This window comes from Rhodopseudomonas julia (genome assembly GCF_030813515.1).
GTDB lineage: Bacteria > Pseudomonadota > Alphaproteobacteria > Rhizobiales > Afifellaceae > Afifella > Afifella julia.
Genome location: NZ_JAUSUK010000002.1, coordinates 1,655,077 through 1,671,542, shown reverse-complemented (window position 1 = coordinate 1,671,542; position 16,466 = coordinate 1,655,077). Strand labels below are relative to the sequence as shown.

Genomic DNA, 16,466 nt, shown 5'->3' with positions numbered 1-16,466 from the left:
TCAGGCCGCCTGCTCAAAACAGTAATCGACCGCCAGGTTTCCAGTGACGCGGTTGTTGCGATCGATGAAATCGGTGAGAAATTCGTGCAGGCCCGACTGAAAAATATCGTCCATCTGGCTACTTTTCAGGAGCTGATGGGTGCTGCGAATGAGTCGCGCGGCGCTGAGCTCTGGATGTTGGCCTTCAATCAAACCGTCGATCGTGACGTTGAGCCAGTCATAGCAGAAACGTAACGATCGCGGCATTTCTGGCCGCAGGATCAAGAACTCGGCGACCCGCCACGGGCGGTAATCTTCATGGAAGACATGTCGGTAGGAGCGCTGCGCCGAGACGGCTCTGAGGATCGTCTCCCATTGATAGGTGTCGATTGCGCCTCCGACGGCCTGATGGTCCGGCAGTAAGAGGTAGTATTTCACGTCGACGATACGCGCCGTGTTATCGGCGCGCTCGATGAAAGCGCCGAGCTGACTGAAATAATAACCCTCGTCGCGCAGGACGGTGCCGAGGAGCGCACCGCGAAACTGCGCCGTGCGGTGGCGGACCCAATCCAGAAAATCGGGCAGCCGGGCATTCGTCATCGATTGGGGAGACACCGCCTGCAGGGCAATCCAGGTATCGTTCAGGGATTCCCACATGTCCCGGGTGAGCTTGGTGCGCACGATGCGGGCATTGTTGCGCGCGGAGGTGAGGCACGACTTGACCGACGACGCGTTGCGTTCGTCGAACAGCAGGAAGTTGATTGCCTTCTCGCCGGTGATTTCGTCATGGACGGAGAGATAGCTTTCAAGCACGCCCGCGCTCTTAAGCGTCGAGAGCCATTCTTCCTTATGCCCCCCGCCCACTTTTGGGGTGAGCGAGATACGAAACCCCGCTTCGCAGAGGCGCGAAATGTTTTCTGCCCGCTCGATATAGCGAGACATCCAAAAGAGGCTCGATGCGACGCGGCTTAGCATGGCGATCGATCTCTCGGACGCTGCCAGGGGCTGCGTTCACTGTGCATGCGACGGGCTCGCTCATTCATCGGTCAGCACCCAAGTGTCCTTGGTGCCGCCACCCTGTGAGGAATTGACGACGAGGGACCCCTTCTTGAGCGCCACACGGGTGAGACCACCGGCGACGATGCGCACACGGTCGCTGACGAGACTGAAAGGTCTGAGATCGACGTGACGGGGCGCGACGCCCGATTTCGTAAAAGCCGGGCAGGCAGACAGAGCGAGCGTCGGCTGGGCGATGTAGTTCGATGGCCTGGCCTTTAGAATCCGACGGAACTGCTCGATCTGCTTCTTCGAAGATGTCGGTCCCACGAGCATACCGTAGCCTCCAGACCCGTGAACCTCCTTCACCACGAGTTCCGAGAGATGCTCGAGCACGTAGGAGAGCGCTTCCGGTTCGGCGCAGCGCCAGGTCGGGACGTTCTGCAGGATGGGCTTCTGTCCCGTATAGAACTCGACGATCTCCGGCACCCAGGAGTAGATCGCCTTGTCGTCGGCGATGCCGGTGCCTGGCGCATTGACGATGGTGACGGCACCGGCCCGGTAGAGGTCCATGAGCCCCGGCACGCCCAAAATGGAATCGGGTCGGAAGGTGAGGGGATCGAGAAACTCGTCGTCGATGCGCCTGTAGACGACATGCACACGCATCGGTCCCCGCGTCGTGCGCATGTAGAGCGCCCCGCCGGAGACGAAGAGATCCTGCCCTTCGACGAGCTCGACGCCCATCTGATCGGCGAGGAAGGAATGCTCGAAATAGGCCGAGTTGTGAATGCCGGGCGTCAGCACCGCGATCGTCGTTTCTTCCGGCGCCACCGGCGACACCGCTTCCAGCGTCTGGCGCAGAAGCTCCGGATAATGCTGCACCGGCGCGACGCAATGGCGCGCAAAAAGCTCCGGGAAGAGGTGCAACATCGCCTCGCGGTTCTCCAACATGTAGGAGACGCCGGAGGGCGTGCGCAGATTGTCTTCCAGGACGAAGAAATCTTGCGGCCCCGTGCGCACGATATCAGTGCCGACGATGTGGCTGAAGACGCCGAGCGGTGGCCGGTGCCCGATCATTTCCGGCAGAAAAGCGTCGTTGCGCAGGACGATATCGGCCGGGATCCGTCCTGCTCGGATGATCTCCTGTCGGTTGTAGATGTCGAGGAGGAAGGCGTTGAGCGCTCGCACCCGTTGCTCGATGCCGCGTTCGAGAAGGCGCCACTCCGCCGCCGATATGATGCGGGGAATGAGGTCGAACGGGATCAGGCGTTCCAGCGTATCGTTGGAGCCGTAGACGGCGAAGGTGATGCCGAGGCGTCGAAAGATCGATTCGGCCTCGGCCCGCTTGCGCTTCAAATCCCGCGCCGGCTGTTGTTCCAGCCATTCGGAGAGGGTCACGTAATGGCCCCGCGGCGCCCCTTCGGGCCCGATCATTTCGTTGAAGATGATCTCACGCGCTAAGCCGCGCTGGCCGACTGTCTGTTCCATGCTGCGGGATGAGGCTAGCCAATGCGTCGCGAGCCGTCACGCATAAAAAGCGCGCACACTTTGCTGAAAGTTCGAGTTGCGACCTCAGCGTGTCACTGCGTGCCAGTGCCTGGCGCATCTTTGCGCTCGCTTAACGGTAGTAAAATTTTGCGTGCGATCAGAGCTTTGTGGGTGTTAGAAATTGTGTCTAGACTGAGGCAAGTGCGGCAAAGTTGTGATGTGGTCGCCGGATGGGAGGGCGTGATGCGGTTTGCCGCTTTGATGATCGTGCTTGTTCTGGCCCTTCCCGTCACGGCGGGGGCGGCAGGTGCCGGAGTGACCGCCCGCATCGATCTCTCTGCACAAAAGATGCGCGTCTATAGCAACGGGCGGCTCGCCTATACCTGGGCGGTCTCGACCGCCCGCAAGGGCTATCGCACACCCACCGGAACATACCGTCCGCAGCGGATGCACAGGATGTGGTATTCGCGGAAATACGACATGTCGCCGATGCCTTTTTCCATCTTTTTTCGCGGCGGCTATGCGATCCACGGCACCAATGCGGTCCGCAGTCTCGGGCGCCCGGCGTCGCATGGCTGCGTACGCCTGCATCCGGCGAATGCGCGCAAGCTCTACAATCTCGTCAAGCGCAGCGGACCAAAGAACACCCGCATCGTAATCGACTGGTGAAACCCTTGCATTTGCGGCGGTGCCTTCCGGGTGTTGATGAAAAGCGTTAAGCCGCTCGCAAGAAGACGGGGAGGAGCCGGAGAGATGTCGTCCTTGTTCGTGCGACGGATTGGAAAGGACGAGGGTATTCCTGTCGTCCTTCTGCATGGTTTTGGCGGCTCGCATCGGACGTGGGACGGTGTCTGCGCCGAACTGAGAGGTGAAAGGCCGATCCTTCTTTACGATCTCCCCGGTCATGCGGCCTCGCTCGCCTATCCCAAACTCGGCCACGCGGTGACTGCGGCCCGCGCCGTGCGAGCCGACCTGGCCGAACGAGCCCCGGACGGCTTCCACCTCGTCGGCCATTCGATGGGCGGGGCGGCCGCTGCGCTCATCGCGCTGAAGCAGCCGGAAAAGGCGCGTTCGTTGACGCTTCTGGCCCCGGGCGGGTTCGGCCCGGCGGTGAACCACCGCGCCCTGACACATTATGCGGCCGCCCGAGGCAATGAGGAAATGCGCCGGGTGCTTGGGGAATTCGTCGGCTTTTGTGCCGAGCTGTCTGAAGATCTGATCCTCCGGCTTGCCGCCGAGCGTGAGGCTCCGGGCGCGGGCGAGGCGCTTGTGGCGATTTCCGAGACGTTGCACAGCGGTGGAGCCCAGAAGATGCTGCCTCTTGAGGCGATCGCGGCTCTCCCTTGCCCTCTGAAGCTCTTGTGGGGCGAACAAGATCGCATCCTGCCCGCGGCACAGGCGCGCGGGCTGCCGGGCACGATCGGTGTGCACCTCTTTGCGGACGCCGGCCATATGCTGCCGTGGGAAATTCCGTCAGCCGCGGCAAGACTTATCTGGGAGAACAGCCGCTAGCGCGGAGCAGGCAGGCTGCTTAGTTGGCGAAGCGTCGAGGCGTGCAGAGGCTTGGCCGCCGCGGTGCAATTGAGCCTTTTGGCGGCCGAAAAGTGGCCAAAACCCGGGAACGGGGCGGGACGGAGTGCGTTTGAGCCCTAGCTTAAATGCCATCAACAACCTTCCGGTGCTGCCTTCCCGCCATGAACAAGTTCTTCCCTGACCGACTGTCCTTATGGATTGGTCCTCTCGGCACGGCCGTAGCCGCGGTCGCCCTTGTTGCTGTTGTCGTGCTCGTCTCGGGCATCATCAATCTCGCCGCATCGATCCCTCATCCGGAGGGATGGGCGAATCTCCTGCATTACGGCATGAAGCGGGCGGTGGCCTTTCATGCGGGTGATTTGAAGGAGCCCGACGATTTCGATGCCGACTGGCGGGTCGCGCAAGGTGCCGCACATTACGGCCATGTCTGCGTCTCGTGCCATGGTGCTCCCGAACTCGGGCAGAACGCGGTCGTGCTGCAAATGCGGCCCCGTCCGCAATACCTGGTCGAAGCTGTCGATCAACTGAGCAACAAGGAACTCGCCTGGATCGTTCTGCACGGCGTCAAATACACGGCGATGCCCGCATGGACCGATGCAGAGCGTGAGGATGAAGCGTGGTCGATGGCGGCCTTCCTGCGCAAGCTGCCGGAAATGGATTACGCTACCTACAGCGATCTTGCGTACGGGCAGGGACGGTCGATCACCAAGAAGCTCGACGTCACGTTCGGCGATCATTTCCCGGATACGCGCTCGGCTGCGGCCAAGCGGTCGGAATATCGCTCCAGCACGCCCGCCAGCGGCTTTCTGGAATTCGCCATGCAGGACACCCTGCTTCCGATGTGCGGTCGCTGTCACGGTGAGGATGGGACCGGGCGTGGCATCGGCGCCTTCCCGAACCTTGCCATGCAGAACGAGCAATATCTGAAGAAGTCCCTTGAAGCTTATGCCAGCGGTGAGCGCCACAGCGGCTTCATGCGCCCGGTCGCCACGCAATTGTCCCAGCCGCAGATCGAGGCGCTCGCAAAGTACTACGCCTCGCAGCCGGATGTTCGCGCTCCTGGGGCGGACAAGCTCGATCCGGCGCTCGTCGAGAAGGGCCGCGAGATCGCCCAGGACGGCGTGCCGTCCCGGAATGTCGCCGCTTGCCTCTCCTGCCACGAGCAGACGACGTTCACGTCTCGTGTCTTCCCCAATCTGAGCGGCCAATATGCGACCTATACGGAGAGCCAGTTGAAGCTCTTCGCGAAGAACCATCGCGGCAATGTCGGGGATTACAATCCGATGGACGAGCTCTCCCATAACTTGACGGATGACGAGATGAAGGCGGTGGCGGCCTATTTCCAAACCGTCGAGCCAGGCTCTCTCGTCAACGCCCCCTCCGGCTCGGGAGATGGCGGCACCGGACAGGCCGGCTGAAGCCGATAAGACGGTGAGGGGAGCGGTGCGCCACTCCCCTCAATCCATGCGGATGGCCTCGGCCCCTGTGGCCTCCTTGAGCTTGTTCGGCTCGATTTCGAAAACCGCGTTCGGCGCGCCCGCCGCCGCCCAAACGGAATCGAAGGCAAGAAGGTCCTCATCGATATAGGTGGCGAGCGGAGAGGTGGAGCCGAGCGGTGCGACGCCTCCGATCGCAAAGCCTGTGAGATCGCGAACCGTGCGCGCATCGACGCGCTCGAGCACTTCGCCGAGCCGCTCTGCCATCTTCTTCTCGTTGACGCGGTTCTTCCCCGAGACGAGGAGAAGCACCGGCTCGCCGCTTTCCGCTTTCTTGAAGATCAAGGATTTCACGATCTGCGCAACGCTCGTGCCGCATGCCCGTGCGGCGTCCTCGGCGGTGCGTGTCGTGTCCGGCATTCGCTCGATAGAGATATCGATCCCGGCTGCCCTTGCCGCCGCTGCGACACGATCGCTGCTTCTCGCCGTTGACGCCATTCCATTTGCCTTTCTTTAACCATAGATAGCAGTGGAGACTGTGTGTCGGTGCCTGCCGCCACGGAGGCTTTCTGGTAGCCTCCGCTCACAGTCGGCGAAAGGGGAAGCGAGGATGAACACGGTGCCAGCGACCGGGGCGACCGTACGCAAGCTGCAGGAGCGCATTCGTGAGGCGCGGATACGCGAATCGGACCGGATGGATGGAATCGTCGATCTGAGAGAGACGGAACGCGCGCGCCTCGAGCTTCTCGCTGAAGAAATGGCGGGCGTCGCCGAGGAACTCCCCGAGCGCGACCGGGATCGCTTCTTGATGTCGATCCTGCCCGGAGATCCGCCGCGCTATTGGGTGGATGCAACGAGCTTCGTGATGATGGGGCGCGACAAGCGCACCTTTCGCTTCCTTCAAGACACGCTGAACGGGCGTATCGTTCTCGCCGAGGCGAATGATGCGGGCTCGATGGCCGATCGTGTCACCACACATCTCGCGGAGCGCATCGTCGAGCGCGAACGCGCGCTTGCTGCCGATGACGTGGAGACGGCGCGTCACCGAAGACTTGCCGATGCACGGCAGATCCAGAATCACGCGCGCTCCCGCCTGTCCGGATTTTGGGTTTTTCTCGCTTTCATCATCGGCATCATCGTCGGTGCGTCAGCACTTCTCGCCTATGCCTGGCTCACCGTCGCTTGATGTCGAACTGGACCCGCATGGCTTCCTTCACGCCTCCACTTTCGTCGAGGCAGCGGTGAATGACCGTGAGGTGCCAGCAATCAGGGCTCTCCTCGACTTCGTGTAAGGCGTAGCCGCCCGATTTCGGTCCGGCCGAGGGGCCGCTGCTGCCGGCTGGTACGCCGATGACGGGGACTGTGCCGTGCGGCCCGCGAATGGCGGTCACGGCGCGGATATGATCATGCCCGTGGAGGACGAGTTCGGCACCGAAACGCTCGACGGCACGCCGCAGCCTGTACCCGTCTGTCAGCCGCCGCAGTGCCCGGCCTGGATCGATCAGTTTGGGCGGATGGTGCACCAGGACGACGCGAAAAAGCCTCTCGTCTCGTGCCTCCTGCAGCAGGGTTTCCAGGCGCGCCGTCTGCCTGCGGCCAAGGCGCCCGGTCGCCATGAACGGCGCCGAGGCGACCGCCGACGACAGGCCGATGATGGCGACATTGCCTTTGCGCCGCATGAACGGGAAAATTGCCCGATCGATATGTTCAGAATCGTCCGTTTCGTCGATATCGCCGCGCATCCATGGCGCCCACAGCGCACGGTAGCGATGGTGGGCGCGTGGCACATAGGCGTCATGATTGCCCGGAATGGCCGTGACTTTCGTCGGAGGCCCAAGGGCCTGAAGCCACAGACGCGCATTCTCGAATTCCTGCCGAAGCGCGAGATTGGTGAGATCGCCTGTGACCACGATATGGTCGGGATCGGCCTCGACGATGTCGGCGGTGAGAAGGTCGAGACTGCCTTCCGTCATCGCCTGCTTGCGGTTCTGCCGCCAGTTGACGTAGCCGATGATGCGCTTGGAGGCGAGCTCGCGAAGACGGGGCTGCGGCAGGGCCGGCAGATGCACGTCGGAGATATGCGCAAGGCGGAACATGGCTTCGCCTATCGCGCTCTGGGAGGCTGTGCAATGGCCGGAAACTTTGCCGCCGTCCAAAAGGTCTTCTGCGGCCACGAAGGGAGGTGAGGATGAGCCAGCGACGTTGGCCTCGGCTGAATGCGGTGCAGCGGCTTGGCCAGCATGTTCTGCTCGCCTATGGGCGCGTTTCTCGCGGGATGACGCTCGGAGTGCGAGCGGCCTTGATCTCGGATGCTCAAATTCTCCTCGTGCGGCACACCTATCTGCCTGGGTGGTATCTGCCAGGGGGCGGTGTCGAAGCGGGCGAAACGCTGCTTGAGGCTTTGACGCGGGAAGTGCGTGAGGAGGCGGGAGCGGAGCTCGACGGGCCCGCAGAGCTTTTCGGGATCTACCGCAATGCTCGGGCGCATCCGAACGATCATGTCGCGCTCTATATTTGCCGCAGCTGGAAAGATCTCGGCGTAGATCCAAGGGGTGCCGAGATCGCAGACATCGGCACGTTTCCGCTGAACAATTTGCCGGACGAAACGACGCCTGCCACCCGCGCACGCATCGCCGAGATCGCAGGCGCTGTGGCGCCTGCGCAGGATTGGTGAGTCGATAACGCCAGTTTTGGGAGACCCGTCAGTCTTTCGGGATTCCCTCGCCAGGAAACCGGTCTCGATTATGCGGAGAATCGAGCACCAGAAGCGGTCCGAGCGGCACGATGCGCGTCGGATTGATGTTGGCGTGGCTGTAATAATAGTGTCGCTTGATATGCGTGAAGTTGACCGTCTCTTTCACACCGTGGATCTGATAGAGATCTCGCAGATATCCCGACAGGTTTGAATAGTCGGAAATGCGGCGCTTGTTGCACTTGAAGTGGCCGTAATACACGGCGTCGAAGCGCACCAGCGTCGTAAAGAGACGCCAATCGGCTTCCGTGAGGCGATCGCCGACGAGGAAGCGCTGGTCGTCGAGGCGTTGGTCGATCTCGTCGAGCGTGTTGAAGAGGGCTTTGTAGTTTTCTTCGTAAACCGCCTGCTTGGTCGCAAAACCGGCCTTGTAGACGCCGTTATTGACGGTCTCGTAGACCTGAGCATTGATCTCGTCGATCGCTGCGCGCTCGCTTTTCGGATAGAAATCGAGATCGGCGCGGGCCCCGACACCGTCGAAGGCGGAATTGAACATGCGGATGATCTCCGCAGATTCGTTGGAGACGATCGTCTCCTGTTGCTTGTCCCACAGGACCGGAACGGTAACGCGGCCAGAATAATCGGACTTCGCCTTAAGATAGACCTCGTAAAGCCGCCTGAGCCCGTAGAGGTGATCTGTGTGCTCGTCGTCGAAGATCCAGCCTTCGGAAAGCATGAGCGGGCTTACGATCGAGACGCCGATCATGTCCGTCAGCCCTTTGAGGCGGCGGAAGATCAGCGTGCGGTGCGCCCACGGACAGGCGAGCGACACATAAAGATGATAGCGGCCGGGTTCAGCCTTGAAGCCGCCTTTGCCTGAGGGGCCGGCTTCGCCATCGGCTGTCACCCAGTTGCGGAAGATCGAAGCTTCGCGCTCGAACTTTCCGCCGGTCTTCTCGGTATCGTACCACTGGTCCTGCCAGACGCCGTCGACCAACAAACCCATGAATTTCTCCCGTTCCCCGCTATGGGGCATCTCTGCGTCTTAAAGAAGCTCGGCCGGATCGACCAGACGTGTTTGGCCGTCGGCGCTGCCCAAACATGTGGTCCGGGGCGGGGAAGACAAAGAGCTTAGTTGTCCTCAATAGCTGCGTTCCGCCGTTGTGTTGGACGAAAAGTGGGAGCAGCGGCCGTTTGCGAGAACTCGTTGAAAGGGCGCCGAGCGTGTGATAGAGGGCCCGCGCATGTATCGGACATCGAAGATCCTGCGCCTCCGATGAGGCTCGTTCCGCCGCTCAGGGAGCGGCGGTTTCACGCTGCGCAATGAGCCGCGGCCATCCTCCTTCGAAAGCCCAGCTGATCCCATGTCCGACATTCTGATCCGGCCGGAAGCGCCGGACGACGACGCTACCATCTCACATCTCGTTTCAAACGCATTCGGCCCGGGAGCCTATGCGCGGGCCGCGTTTCGCGTGCGCGAGCAGGCGCCGCACGATCCGGCTTTGTCGTTCGTGATCGATCTCGACGGAGAGCTCGCGGCTTCGGTCCGCCTGACGCCGATCGTCATCGGCCCGTGCGAGGGCAGGCTTCTCGGTCCCCTCGTGGTCGACCCGCCCTTGAAGAGCCGCGGTTACGGCAAGGCCCTCGTGCGCCACGCTTTGGCAGAAGCTGGCGCTCTCGGCGTCCGGTATGTGCTCCTGGTCGGCGATCCGCCCTATTATGGCCCGCTCGGTTTTGCGCCTGTGCCGCCGGGGCGGGTGAAGATGCCGGGTCCTTGCGATCCGAGGCGGCTCCTCGTCGCGGAGCTGGAGCAGGGGATCGTCGCGTCTTTGGCGGGCGTCGTCGCAGGCCGGCCGTAACGCGCCGGGGACCGTAGCAAACGAAAGCCCGCCCGCAATTCTGCGGACGGGCGGTCGGTGATAACTCTCAAGAATGACCGAGAAAGATCAGTCGTCTTCTTCTTCTGCGGCGACCGAGGAGACCTGACGCGCGAGGTAAAGCTGCGTGCCCAGCATCTCCATCAGATCCTGCTGCTCTTCGACGAAGCCGACATGCTCTTCCTCGTCACCGAGGATTGTCATGAACAGGTTGAAGCTGCCGATATCGCCAGCTTCCTGACATTCCTGCGCAGCCTTGTTGTAATATTCGATCGCCTCTTGCTCCATCGACGCTTGGGTCTTGAAGATATGGGCGATGTCCTTCGGCTGGTCGATCTTGTCGAGCGTGTGCACGTCCGGCTTGCCTTCCAGGAAGAGCAGGCGGGTGAGGAAGAGATTGGCGTGTTCGCGCTCTTCATCGATCTCTTCACGCATACGCTTTGCAAGGCGATCGACGCCCCAATCGTCCAGCTTGCGCTCCTGCAGGATGTAGGTGTTGACGGTAGTCAACTCCATCGTGAGAGCGCGCTGGAGATGCTTCAGGGAAACGTCTGACCCTTTCATCGCAATATTCCTTTCGTGTGCAAATTTGGGATGGCCGTAGGGGGTGAGGCAAAACCGAATTTAGGACACTGTGCAGATCGGCCAACGCCGAACCGCCAGACCGCGACGATCTGAGCCAGATTTTTTGTTCAACGTCCCTCGCGCCACCACAGTGAGGCAAAGACGCCAAGGAGAAGGGCAAGGCCCATCAAGCCGCTGAAGAGGGGCAGGCGGTCGACGCTTTTCAGGATCGTTGCGTCGCTGCGCTTGAGGCCGATCCAGCCGGAACCAGCGGCACTGGCGCGCCGAGAGACGGCGGCAATCCGTGGGATGCTGCCATTGTTGGAGGCAAGGCGGACGACACCGCCGCCCGTCGCTTCGGCGATCGGCGCCAGCTTGTCCGGAGTGCTGACGACCTCCCGGAATTCCACGGGGTCTGCGACGCCGATATGGGCGAGCGCGCTCATCTTGCCGTCGCTGACCTTGTAGAGGCCGAGAGAGGCGTTATCGATGCGCCCGCGCCAAAGACCGGGTTCTGCCTCGCGCATGGGGACCGGCTCGGCTTTCTCGTCTGGTCCGGTCGCCGTGATGTCCGGCTTCTCCGAACCCAGTGTCTGCCGCTCCACGATCAGGCTGTTGCCGTCAGCGCGCGCCGTCAATGCTTCTTCTTCAAGCTCGGGTTCACCCATCAGCCAATGCACGATCCGCCGCAGGAGCGCGCCGTGCGGGCCGCCTCCCTCGAACCCGCGAGCCCATAGCCAGGCTTGGTCGGAGAGAAGCATGGCGATACGCCCCTCGTTCTCGTGTGCGAGAACCAGTAGCGGCTTGCCGTCTTGGCCTTTGAGAGCCACATCGCCGGCCGTCACGTCCGTATCGATGAGCCGGAACCACCGGCTCCAGCTTGGCGGGGAGCTATCTCCGCCGGGCAGGTCGCGGGTCACGGGATGCTTGCGCCCGAGCTCGGTGATCTCCGCCCGATAAGGCGCCTCCGTCACATTGCCGGTCGGCGCCGCCGGCAAAATGCCGCCGAGAGGTGTGGAATAAAGGCTCGCCGTGGACGCGTAATCCGGCCCCGCCGCAATCAGCACCGCTCCGCCATCGCGAACATACCGGGCGATGTTGTCGAAGTAGAGAATCGGCAGAACGCCGCGCCGCTGATAGCGATCGAAGATGATGAGGTCGAACTCGTCGATCTTCTCCGCAAAGAGCTCGCGCGTCGGGAACGCGATCAACGACAATTCGTGGATGGGTGTTCCGTCCTGCTTTTCCGGCGGGCGCAGGATGGTGAAATGGACGAGGTCGACGGCCGCGTCGGCTTTCAAGACGTTGCGCCAAGTGCGCTCGCCGGCATGGGGCTCACCCGATACGAGAAGCACGCGCAAATGCTCGCGCACCACGTCGATATCGGCGACGGCGACATTGTTGTCCGTGGTGAGTTCGCCCTCTGCCGGTTCGACCTCGAGTTCCACGATCGTGCGTCCCGCATGCTCGATCGGAAGGTCGATGACCTGATCTTCACCGACCACCGCCATGTCGGTCGCGACCTCGCGCCCATCGATGCGGAGCGTCACGCGCACAAGACTTCCCGGAGAAAGCCGCGGATCGATGACACGGTAGGTGATGGTCTGATCTTCGCCCAGAATCGCAAAGCGCGGCGCCCGTTCAAGCACGATGCGCCGGTCGTATTCGTCTTCCTCGCCGGTGATGAGCGCATGGACAGGAGCGTTGAAGCCGAGGCTTTCGGGAGACGAGGGGGTATCGTGGACGATGCCGTCCGTCACCATGATCGCGCCGCCGAGGCGATCGGGCGGCACGTCGTCGACCGCCTTGGAGAGAGCGCCGAAAAGCGCCGTGCCGCTGTCGTCCGAGGCGTCGCCGACGTGGACTTCGCGCACTTCGAAGCCCGAGAGCGCGCCGATGCGCTCTTTGAGCTGCGCGACGGCCTGCTCGGTCTGTGCACGCCGCTCGCCGATCCCCTGGCTGCCGCTGTCGTCGACCACGACGGCCACGACAGACGGCAGGGGCTCGCGTTCCTCTCTCTCAAGGACTGGGTTTGTGAGAGCGAAGACGAGAAGTGCGCCGGCAAGAAGCCGCAAAAAGGCGCCGGACAGACGGCGAAACAAGACGTAGAGAGCGACGACGAGAAGAAGGCCGCCAAGCCCGCCAATGAGCCACCAGGGCAGAAGGGGCTCGAGGTGAAAGACGAAATTGTTCATTGGCCGAGGCGCTCCAAGAGCGCCGGAATGTGGACCTGATCGGCTTTGTAATTCCCGGTCAGAGTGTACATGACGATGTTGACGCCGGCGCGAAACGCCATTTCACGCTGACGCTGGTCGCCGGGAATGGTCGGATAGAGAAAGCTGTTGTCGGCTGAAATTGCCCAGGCCGCGGCAAAGTCGTTGCCCGTGATCAGGATCGGCGAGACGCCGTCGCCGCCACGGGCCGGCCGCCCCGTATCGTCCGGCTGGTCGGCGATCGCCTCCACCCAGAGCTGCGACTGGTCCCAGCGGCCCGGAAACGTGCTGAGGAGATAAAAAGCCTTGGTCAGAACGTGATCGGGTGGCACTGGCTGCAGGGGAGGCACGTCGATCTCGGACAGGATCTGCCGCAGGGCTTGTGTTTCCGGAGTGGCGCTGAGTGCGGAGTTCGGCATCGGATTGCCGGCGTCTCTCGTATCGAAGAGGATCGTGCCGCCGTTCTGCATATAGGCATCGACCTTCGCCATCACTTCCGCCGATGGCGGCGTCTGCCCGGCGCTCATCGGCCAGTAGATGAGCGCGTAGAAGGAGAGCTCGTCGGTCGCGAGGTCGAGCCCAACCGGCTGCCCGGGTTCGAGGGCAGTGCGTCCAGCGAGATATTCGGTCAGGCCTCTGAGCCCCGCCCGGCTGGTTTCGTCCACGAGCGTGTCGCCGGTGATGACGTAGGCGAGCCTGGTTTCGAGCGTGCCGGCAAGCGCGTCTTCGGCCGAGACTTCCTGCGCAGAGACTTTGTTCGGTGCAGCGATCGCGACCAAAGCGGCAAGCGCGAGGCCAGCGGTCACCGCACGCCGGGGAATGAGCCGACCGGACAGCGCCAGGACCGCGAGACCGTCGAGCGCGGCAAGAAGGGCGGCAATGGCAAGGATCCACGGCCACAGGGGCTTCGCCCGTTCGGGCGTGAGCGAGCCGACACGCCCCGACCAGCCGATGGCGTTGGGATCGAGCGGGGTCAGATCCGTTTCGTCTGTCACCGTGTTCAGGGCGCGAATATCGCCACCGCGCTCGTAGAGGCCAGGGGGCGTGATGGCGCTGGCCGCTGCCGCGTCGATGTCCGCGACGAGAGCGGCTTTTGATCCCGGCGGGCGGAGGCGCCCGTAGCCATCCAGGACGGAGGCGGGCTTCCAGGGCGAACTGCGCGACGGTGCGCGTGCGGGCGCCGGCGCGATCTCGCCGGAGGCCATATTCTCCGGCGGCAGGCGAACGGCAGGTTCGGCCGTATCGACGATCGCACGCAGCATGTCCACGAAGGCGCCGGAGATCGGCAGGTTCGACCAGCGGGGATCTGCCGTTACATGGAAGAGGATGATGCGGCCCTGACCGCGCATGACGGCCGTGATGAGGGGGGTACCATCGGAAAGCTCCGCCCAGGTCTCTGCCTGCGGCAGCGAGCGCGGTTCGGCCAAGATCTGGCGACGGATGCGCACATCCGCTGGGATTTCGATGGCACGGAAGGGGCTTTCCGGCGAAAGCCGGCCGATTGCCTGCGGTTCCTCCCAGGAAAGAGAACCGCCGAGAGCGCGCTCGCCTTCGCGAAGCTCGACCGGCAGAAGCTCGGGATCGCTCGCGCCGATATTCGGACTCGCGAAGCGCAGCAACGTGCCGCCGGCCGCAATCCACCGGCGCAGCTTGTCGACGGTCTCCGGCGGCAGATTGCCCGTCTGGGTGAGGACGAGCACGGAGACGCCTGCGGTCAGAAGCTTGTCGATCGCCTTGGGTGATGTCTCGCCGCTTTGCTCTTTGATGTCCGTGTAAGGCGACAAAGCCCTCTCCACATAGGTGAGGGGGGCAAGAAGCGGTTGCGCCGCATCGCCCGCTTCTCCCGCGATCAGGCCGACGGATTTGCGGCGCCAGCGTCCGTCGAGCAGCTGCACGGCTCCTGCGCTCTCTGTGCCGACGATTTCAAACCGCGCGATTTCGTTGCGCATCTCCGTCGGAAGCTGAATTTCCACGTCCGTATCGGTATTGGCTACGAGATTTGTCTCAGCGTCGACAAGACGGCGGCCTTCGCTGTCGAAGCCGGCGAGTGTGATGCCGGCGGCTGGCCCGACACGGCTCACGCGCACATCGGCGCGGTCAGCGGCGTTGCGGGGCGGGCGCAGGACGGAGAGCGCTGTGGGCGCCGTAACGAGGAGGGGGTCCGCATCGATGTTGCGAAGGGCGGCCGCAAAACTGCCGCCATCGCCGCCGTCGAGAACAGAGGCGATCCAAACCACTTCCGCGGAGCCGGACGGGAAGAGCTCGGCAAGTCTGTTGGCAAGTCCCTGGCGGTTGGCAGGGAATGGCTCGGGCTCGATGGCGGCCAGCCGCCTTATGGCCTCGCTTGAGGAGGTCGGCGCGAGATTGGCGTTGGGCTCGCCGGCACTCGCCGCGATCGCGACCGGACGGTCGGTGCGTCCGGCCTCGTCGATCAGCCTGGCGGCGACGTCGCGGCGTGTGGCGAAGTCCGGAGCGCTGTCCCAACCATTGTCGAGGACGATGAGAAGCGGGCCTTGCCGGGTTTCCGCGAGATTGGCGGAGGGCTGCAACGCGGGCCTGGCGAGGGCCAGGATAATGAACGCGGCAAGCAAAAGCCGCAGTGCCGTGAGCCACCAGGGCGTGCGCCGCGGTGTGCGCTGCTCTTCCTGAATGCCGAAAAGAATGCGCGTCGGAGGGAAGATCTCCCGCGTCGGGCGAGGCGGCGTGAGGCGCAAGATGAGCCACAAAAGCGGCAATGCGGCGAAGGCCGCGAGCATCCAGGGTGAGAGAAACGCGAAATTGGCGATCATGCGCTCAAGCGCCGTTCGCTCGGGCCGGCCAGGCTTGATTGCAGAACGAGAAGCCCTTCCGAGGCGGGACGGTCCGTGTGGTGCACGCTGAAAGAGAAGCCGGCTCTCTGTGCGAGGCGGGCGATCTCGTCCCGGTGCGCGAGGAGCCGGGCGCGATAGCCCTCCTTGAGAAGATCGGCGCGCTCGGCGAGCCAGGTGCCGCCGGTCTCCGGATCTTCGAATTCGAGGCGACCGCCATAAGGAAAGGTCTCTTCGGCCGGATCCAGAATTTGCAGGAGGTGCAGACGGGCTGTCTTTTCTGCCGCGTGGCGGAAACGATCGTGGATCGTCTCAGGATCGGTGAGAAAATCGCTGACAATGACGACGTCGGAAAGCGGCTTGATCGGCGCGGTCGTCGGCCATTCGTCGGTAACGTCGCCACGCAGAAATGCTTCGGCAAAGCGCTCCGGCAGGTCACGGCCGGGTCGGGCCGGGACGAGGCCCGGTATCCCGACGCGTTCACCGCCGCGTCCCAGAAGTTCCGCAAGCGCCAGAACCAAAATAAGCGCCCGCTCGGCCTTTTCCTGTGCGGCAAGCCGAGAGCGAAAGCGCATGGAGGGCGAAAGGTCGGGCCAAAGCCAGACCGTCTGCACGGCCTCCCATTCGCGTTCGCGGACGAAAAGATGGTGGTCGCGCGCAGACCGACGCCAGTCGATGCGTTTCGCCGGTTCGCCGGGCTGGTAGGCGCGATATTGCCAGAAGGTTTCGCCGGTTCCAGGCCTGCGCCGGCCATGCGAGCCGAACATTGCATTTGCGGCCACGCGATGTGCGGCGACCAAAAGGTCGGGCAGACGTGCGGCGAGGCTTCGCGCGTCGGCGACCGATCCGCTGTGATGAGAGGGGGCGCCGGCTGCCATCAC

General features: G+C 63.1%; 15 protein-coding genes. 6 read left to right on the top strand and 9 right to left on the bottom strand.

Translation table 11 applies throughout. From position 1 onward, the window contains the following. Both J2R99_RS17075 and J2R99_RS17070 read right to left on the bottom strand, forming a co-directional pair. Nucleotides 1-954, bottom strand: coding sequence for an alpha-E domain-containing protein (locus J2R99_RS17075; protein ID WP_307155556.1), 954 nt, complete (start codon nucleotides 952-954; stop codon nucleotides 1-3). Nucleotides 955-1,014: 60 nt separating this feature from the next. Continuing rightward, nucleotides 1,015-2,463, bottom strand: a complete 1,449-nt coding sequence (locus J2R99_RS17070; protein ID WP_370872404.1) for a circularly permuted type 2 ATP-grasp protein — start codon at nucleotides 2,461-2,463, stop codon at nucleotides 1,015-1,017. 243 nt (nucleotides 2,464-2,706) lie between these two features. Between J2R99_RS17070 and J2R99_RS17065 the strand changes: the two genes are divergently transcribed. From J2R99_RS17065 to J2R99_RS17055, 3 genes are all read left to right on the top strand, one after another. Next, nucleotides 2,707-3,132: a L,D-transpeptidase gene (locus tag J2R99_RS17065; RefSeq protein WP_370872402.1), complete on the top strand. Its 426-nt coding sequence runs from the start codon at nucleotides 2,707-2,709 to the stop codon at nucleotides 3,130-3,132. A gap of 84 nt (nucleotides 3,133-3,216) precedes the next feature. Continuing rightward, a complete protein-coding gene (locus J2R99_RS17060; RefSeq protein ID WP_307155555.1) occupies nucleotides 3,217-3,975 on the top strand; it encodes an alpha/beta fold hydrolase in 759 nt (252 codons plus the stop codon). A gap of 182 nt (nucleotides 3,976-4,157) precedes the next feature. Then, nucleotides 4,158-5,414, top strand: a complete 1,257-nt coding sequence (locus J2R99_RS17055; RefSeq protein WP_307155554.1) for a c-type cytochrome — start codon at nucleotides 4,158-4,160, stop codon at nucleotides 5,412-5,414. A gap of 39 nt (nucleotides 5,415-5,453) precedes the next feature. On the opposite strand, the gene J2R99_RS17050 is transcribed toward J2R99_RS17055, so the two are convergent. After that, a complete protein-coding gene (locus J2R99_RS17050; RefSeq protein WP_307155553.1) occupies nucleotides 5,454-5,930 on the bottom strand; it encodes a YbaK/EbsC family protein in 477 nt (158 codons plus the stop codon). Between the two features lie 112 nt (nucleotides 5,931-6,042). On the opposite strand from J2R99_RS17050, the gene J2R99_RS17045 reads away from it, so the two are divergent. Then, nucleotides 6,043-6,618: a hypothetical protein gene (locus J2R99_RS17045; RefSeq protein ID WP_307155552.1), complete on the top strand. Its 576-nt coding sequence runs from the start codon at nucleotides 6,043-6,045 to the stop codon at nucleotides 6,616-6,618. On the opposite strand, the gene J2R99_RS17040 is transcribed toward J2R99_RS17045, so the two are convergent. Next, a complete protein-coding gene (locus J2R99_RS17040; protein WP_307155551.1) occupies nucleotides 6,605-7,528 on the bottom strand; it encodes a metallophosphoesterase family protein in 924 nt (307 codons plus the stop codon). The two genes, J2R99_RS17045 and J2R99_RS17040, sit on opposite strands and share 14 nt — an antisense overlap. 92 nt (nucleotides 7,529-7,620) lie before the next feature. On the opposite strand from J2R99_RS17040, the gene J2R99_RS17035 reads away from it, so the two are divergent. Next, nucleotides 7,621-8,106 carry an NUDIX domain-containing protein gene (locus tag J2R99_RS17035; RefSeq protein ID WP_370872399.1) on the top strand — a complete coding sequence of 162 codons (486 nt, stop codon included), beginning with the start codon at nucleotides 7,621-7,623 and terminating at the stop codon, nucleotides 8,104-8,106. A gap of 28 nt (nucleotides 8,107-8,134) precedes the next feature. Here J2R99_RS17035 and J2R99_RS17030 read toward each other — a convergent pair whose 3' ends face one another. Beyond that, nucleotides 8,135-9,130: a glutathione S-transferase family protein gene (locus J2R99_RS17030; protein ID WP_307155550.1), complete on the bottom strand. Its 996-nt coding sequence runs from the start codon at nucleotides 9,128-9,130 to the stop codon at nucleotides 8,135-8,137. A gap of 358 nt (nucleotides 9,131-9,488) precedes the next feature. On the opposite strand from J2R99_RS17030, the gene J2R99_RS17025 reads away from it, so the two are divergent. Further along, entirely contained in the window at nucleotides 9,489-9,983 is a 495-nt protein-coding gene (locus tag J2R99_RS17025) for a GNAT family N-acetyltransferase (protein ID WP_307155549.1), read from the top strand. 87 nt (nucleotides 9,984-10,070) lie between these two features. On the opposite strand, the gene J2R99_RS17020 is transcribed toward J2R99_RS17025, so the two are convergent. The 4 genes from J2R99_RS17020 to J2R99_RS17005 form a co-directional block, all read right to left on the bottom strand. Further along, the gene (locus tag J2R99_RS17020) at nucleotides 10,071-10,565 is read right to left on the bottom strand and encodes a ferritin-like domain-containing protein (protein WP_307155548.1); all 495 of its coding nucleotides are present in this window, start codon (nucleotides 10,563-10,565) and stop codon (nucleotides 10,071-10,073) included. A 128-nt stretch (nucleotides 10,566-10,693) separates the two neighbouring features. After that, nucleotides 10,694-12,760 (bottom strand): hypothetical protein, encoded by a 2,067-nt coding sequence (locus tag J2R99_RS17015; RefSeq protein ID WP_307155547.1) that lies wholly within the window; start codon nucleotides 12,758-12,760, stop codon nucleotides 10,694-10,696. After that, nucleotides 12,757-15,567, bottom strand: a complete 2,811-nt coding sequence (locus J2R99_RS17010) for a DUF4159 domain-containing protein (protein ID WP_307155546.1) — start codon at nucleotides 15,565-15,567, stop codon at nucleotides 12,757-12,759. The genes J2R99_RS17015 and J2R99_RS17010 overlap by 4 nt, the downstream gene beginning before the upstream one ends. Continuing rightward, complete coding sequence (locus J2R99_RS17005) at nucleotides 15,564-16,463, bottom strand: DUF58 domain-containing protein (protein WP_307155545.1); 900 nt, start codon at nucleotides 16,461-16,463, stop codon at nucleotides 15,564-15,566. The genes J2R99_RS17010 and J2R99_RS17005 overlap by 4 nt, the downstream gene beginning before the upstream one ends. Nucleotides 16,464-16,466: the final 3 nt, after the last annotated feature.

Coding starts and splice junctions, on each gene's coding strand:
- J2R99_RS17075 (WP_307155556.1), bottom strand. CDS start 954: ATGCTAAGCCGCGTCGCATCGAGCCTCTTTTGGATGTCTCGCTATATC.
- J2R99_RS17070 (WP_370872404.1), bottom strand. CDS start 2,463: ATGGAACAGACAGTCGGCCAGCGCGGCTTAGCGCGTGAGATCATCTTC.
- J2R99_RS17065 (WP_370872402.1), top strand. CDS start 2,707: ATGCGGTTTGCCGCTTTGATGATCGTGCTTGTTCTGGCCCTTCCCGTC.
- J2R99_RS17060 (WP_307155555.1), top strand. CDS start 3,217: ATGTCGTCCTTGTTCGTGCGACGGATTGGAAAGGACGAGGGTATTCCT.
- J2R99_RS17055 (WP_307155554.1), top strand. CDS start 4,158: ATGAACAAGTTCTTCCCTGACCGACTGTCCTTATGGATTGGTCCTCTC.
- J2R99_RS17050 (WP_307155553.1), bottom strand. CDS start 5,930: ATGGCGTCAACGGCGAGAAGCAGCGATCGTGTCGCAGCGGCGGCAAGG.
- J2R99_RS17045 (WP_307155552.1), top strand. CDS start 6,043: ATGAACACGGTGCCAGCGACCGGGGCGACCGTACGCAAGCTGCAGGAG.
- J2R99_RS17040 (WP_307155551.1), bottom strand. CDS start 7,528: ATGTTCCGCCTTGCGCATATCTCCGACGTGCATCTGCCGGCCCTGCCG.
- J2R99_RS17035 (WP_370872399.1), top strand. CDS start 7,621: ATGAGCCAGCGACGTTGGCCTCGGCTGAATGCGGTGCAGCGGCTTGGC.
- J2R99_RS17030 (WP_307155550.1), bottom strand. CDS start 9,130: ATGGGTTTGTTGGTCGACGGCGTCTGGCAGGACCAGTGGTACGATACC.
- J2R99_RS17025 (WP_307155549.1), top strand. CDS start 9,489: ATGTCCGACATTCTGATCCGGCCGGAAGCGCCGGACGACGACGCTACC.
- J2R99_RS17020 (WP_307155548.1), bottom strand. CDS start 10,565: ATGAAAGGGTCAGACGTTTCCCTGAAGCATCTCCAGCGCGCTCTCACG.
- J2R99_RS17015 (WP_307155547.1), bottom strand. CDS start 12,760: ATGAACAATTTCGTCTTTCACCTCGAGCCCCTTCTGCCCTGGTGGCTC.
- J2R99_RS17010 (WP_307155546.1), bottom strand. CDS start 15,567: ATGATCGCCAATTTCGCGTTTCTCTCACCCTGGATGCTCGCGGCCTTC.
- J2R99_RS17005 (WP_307155545.1), bottom strand. CDS start 16,463: ATGGCAGCCGGCGCCCCCTCTCATCACAGCGGATCGGTCGCCGACGCG.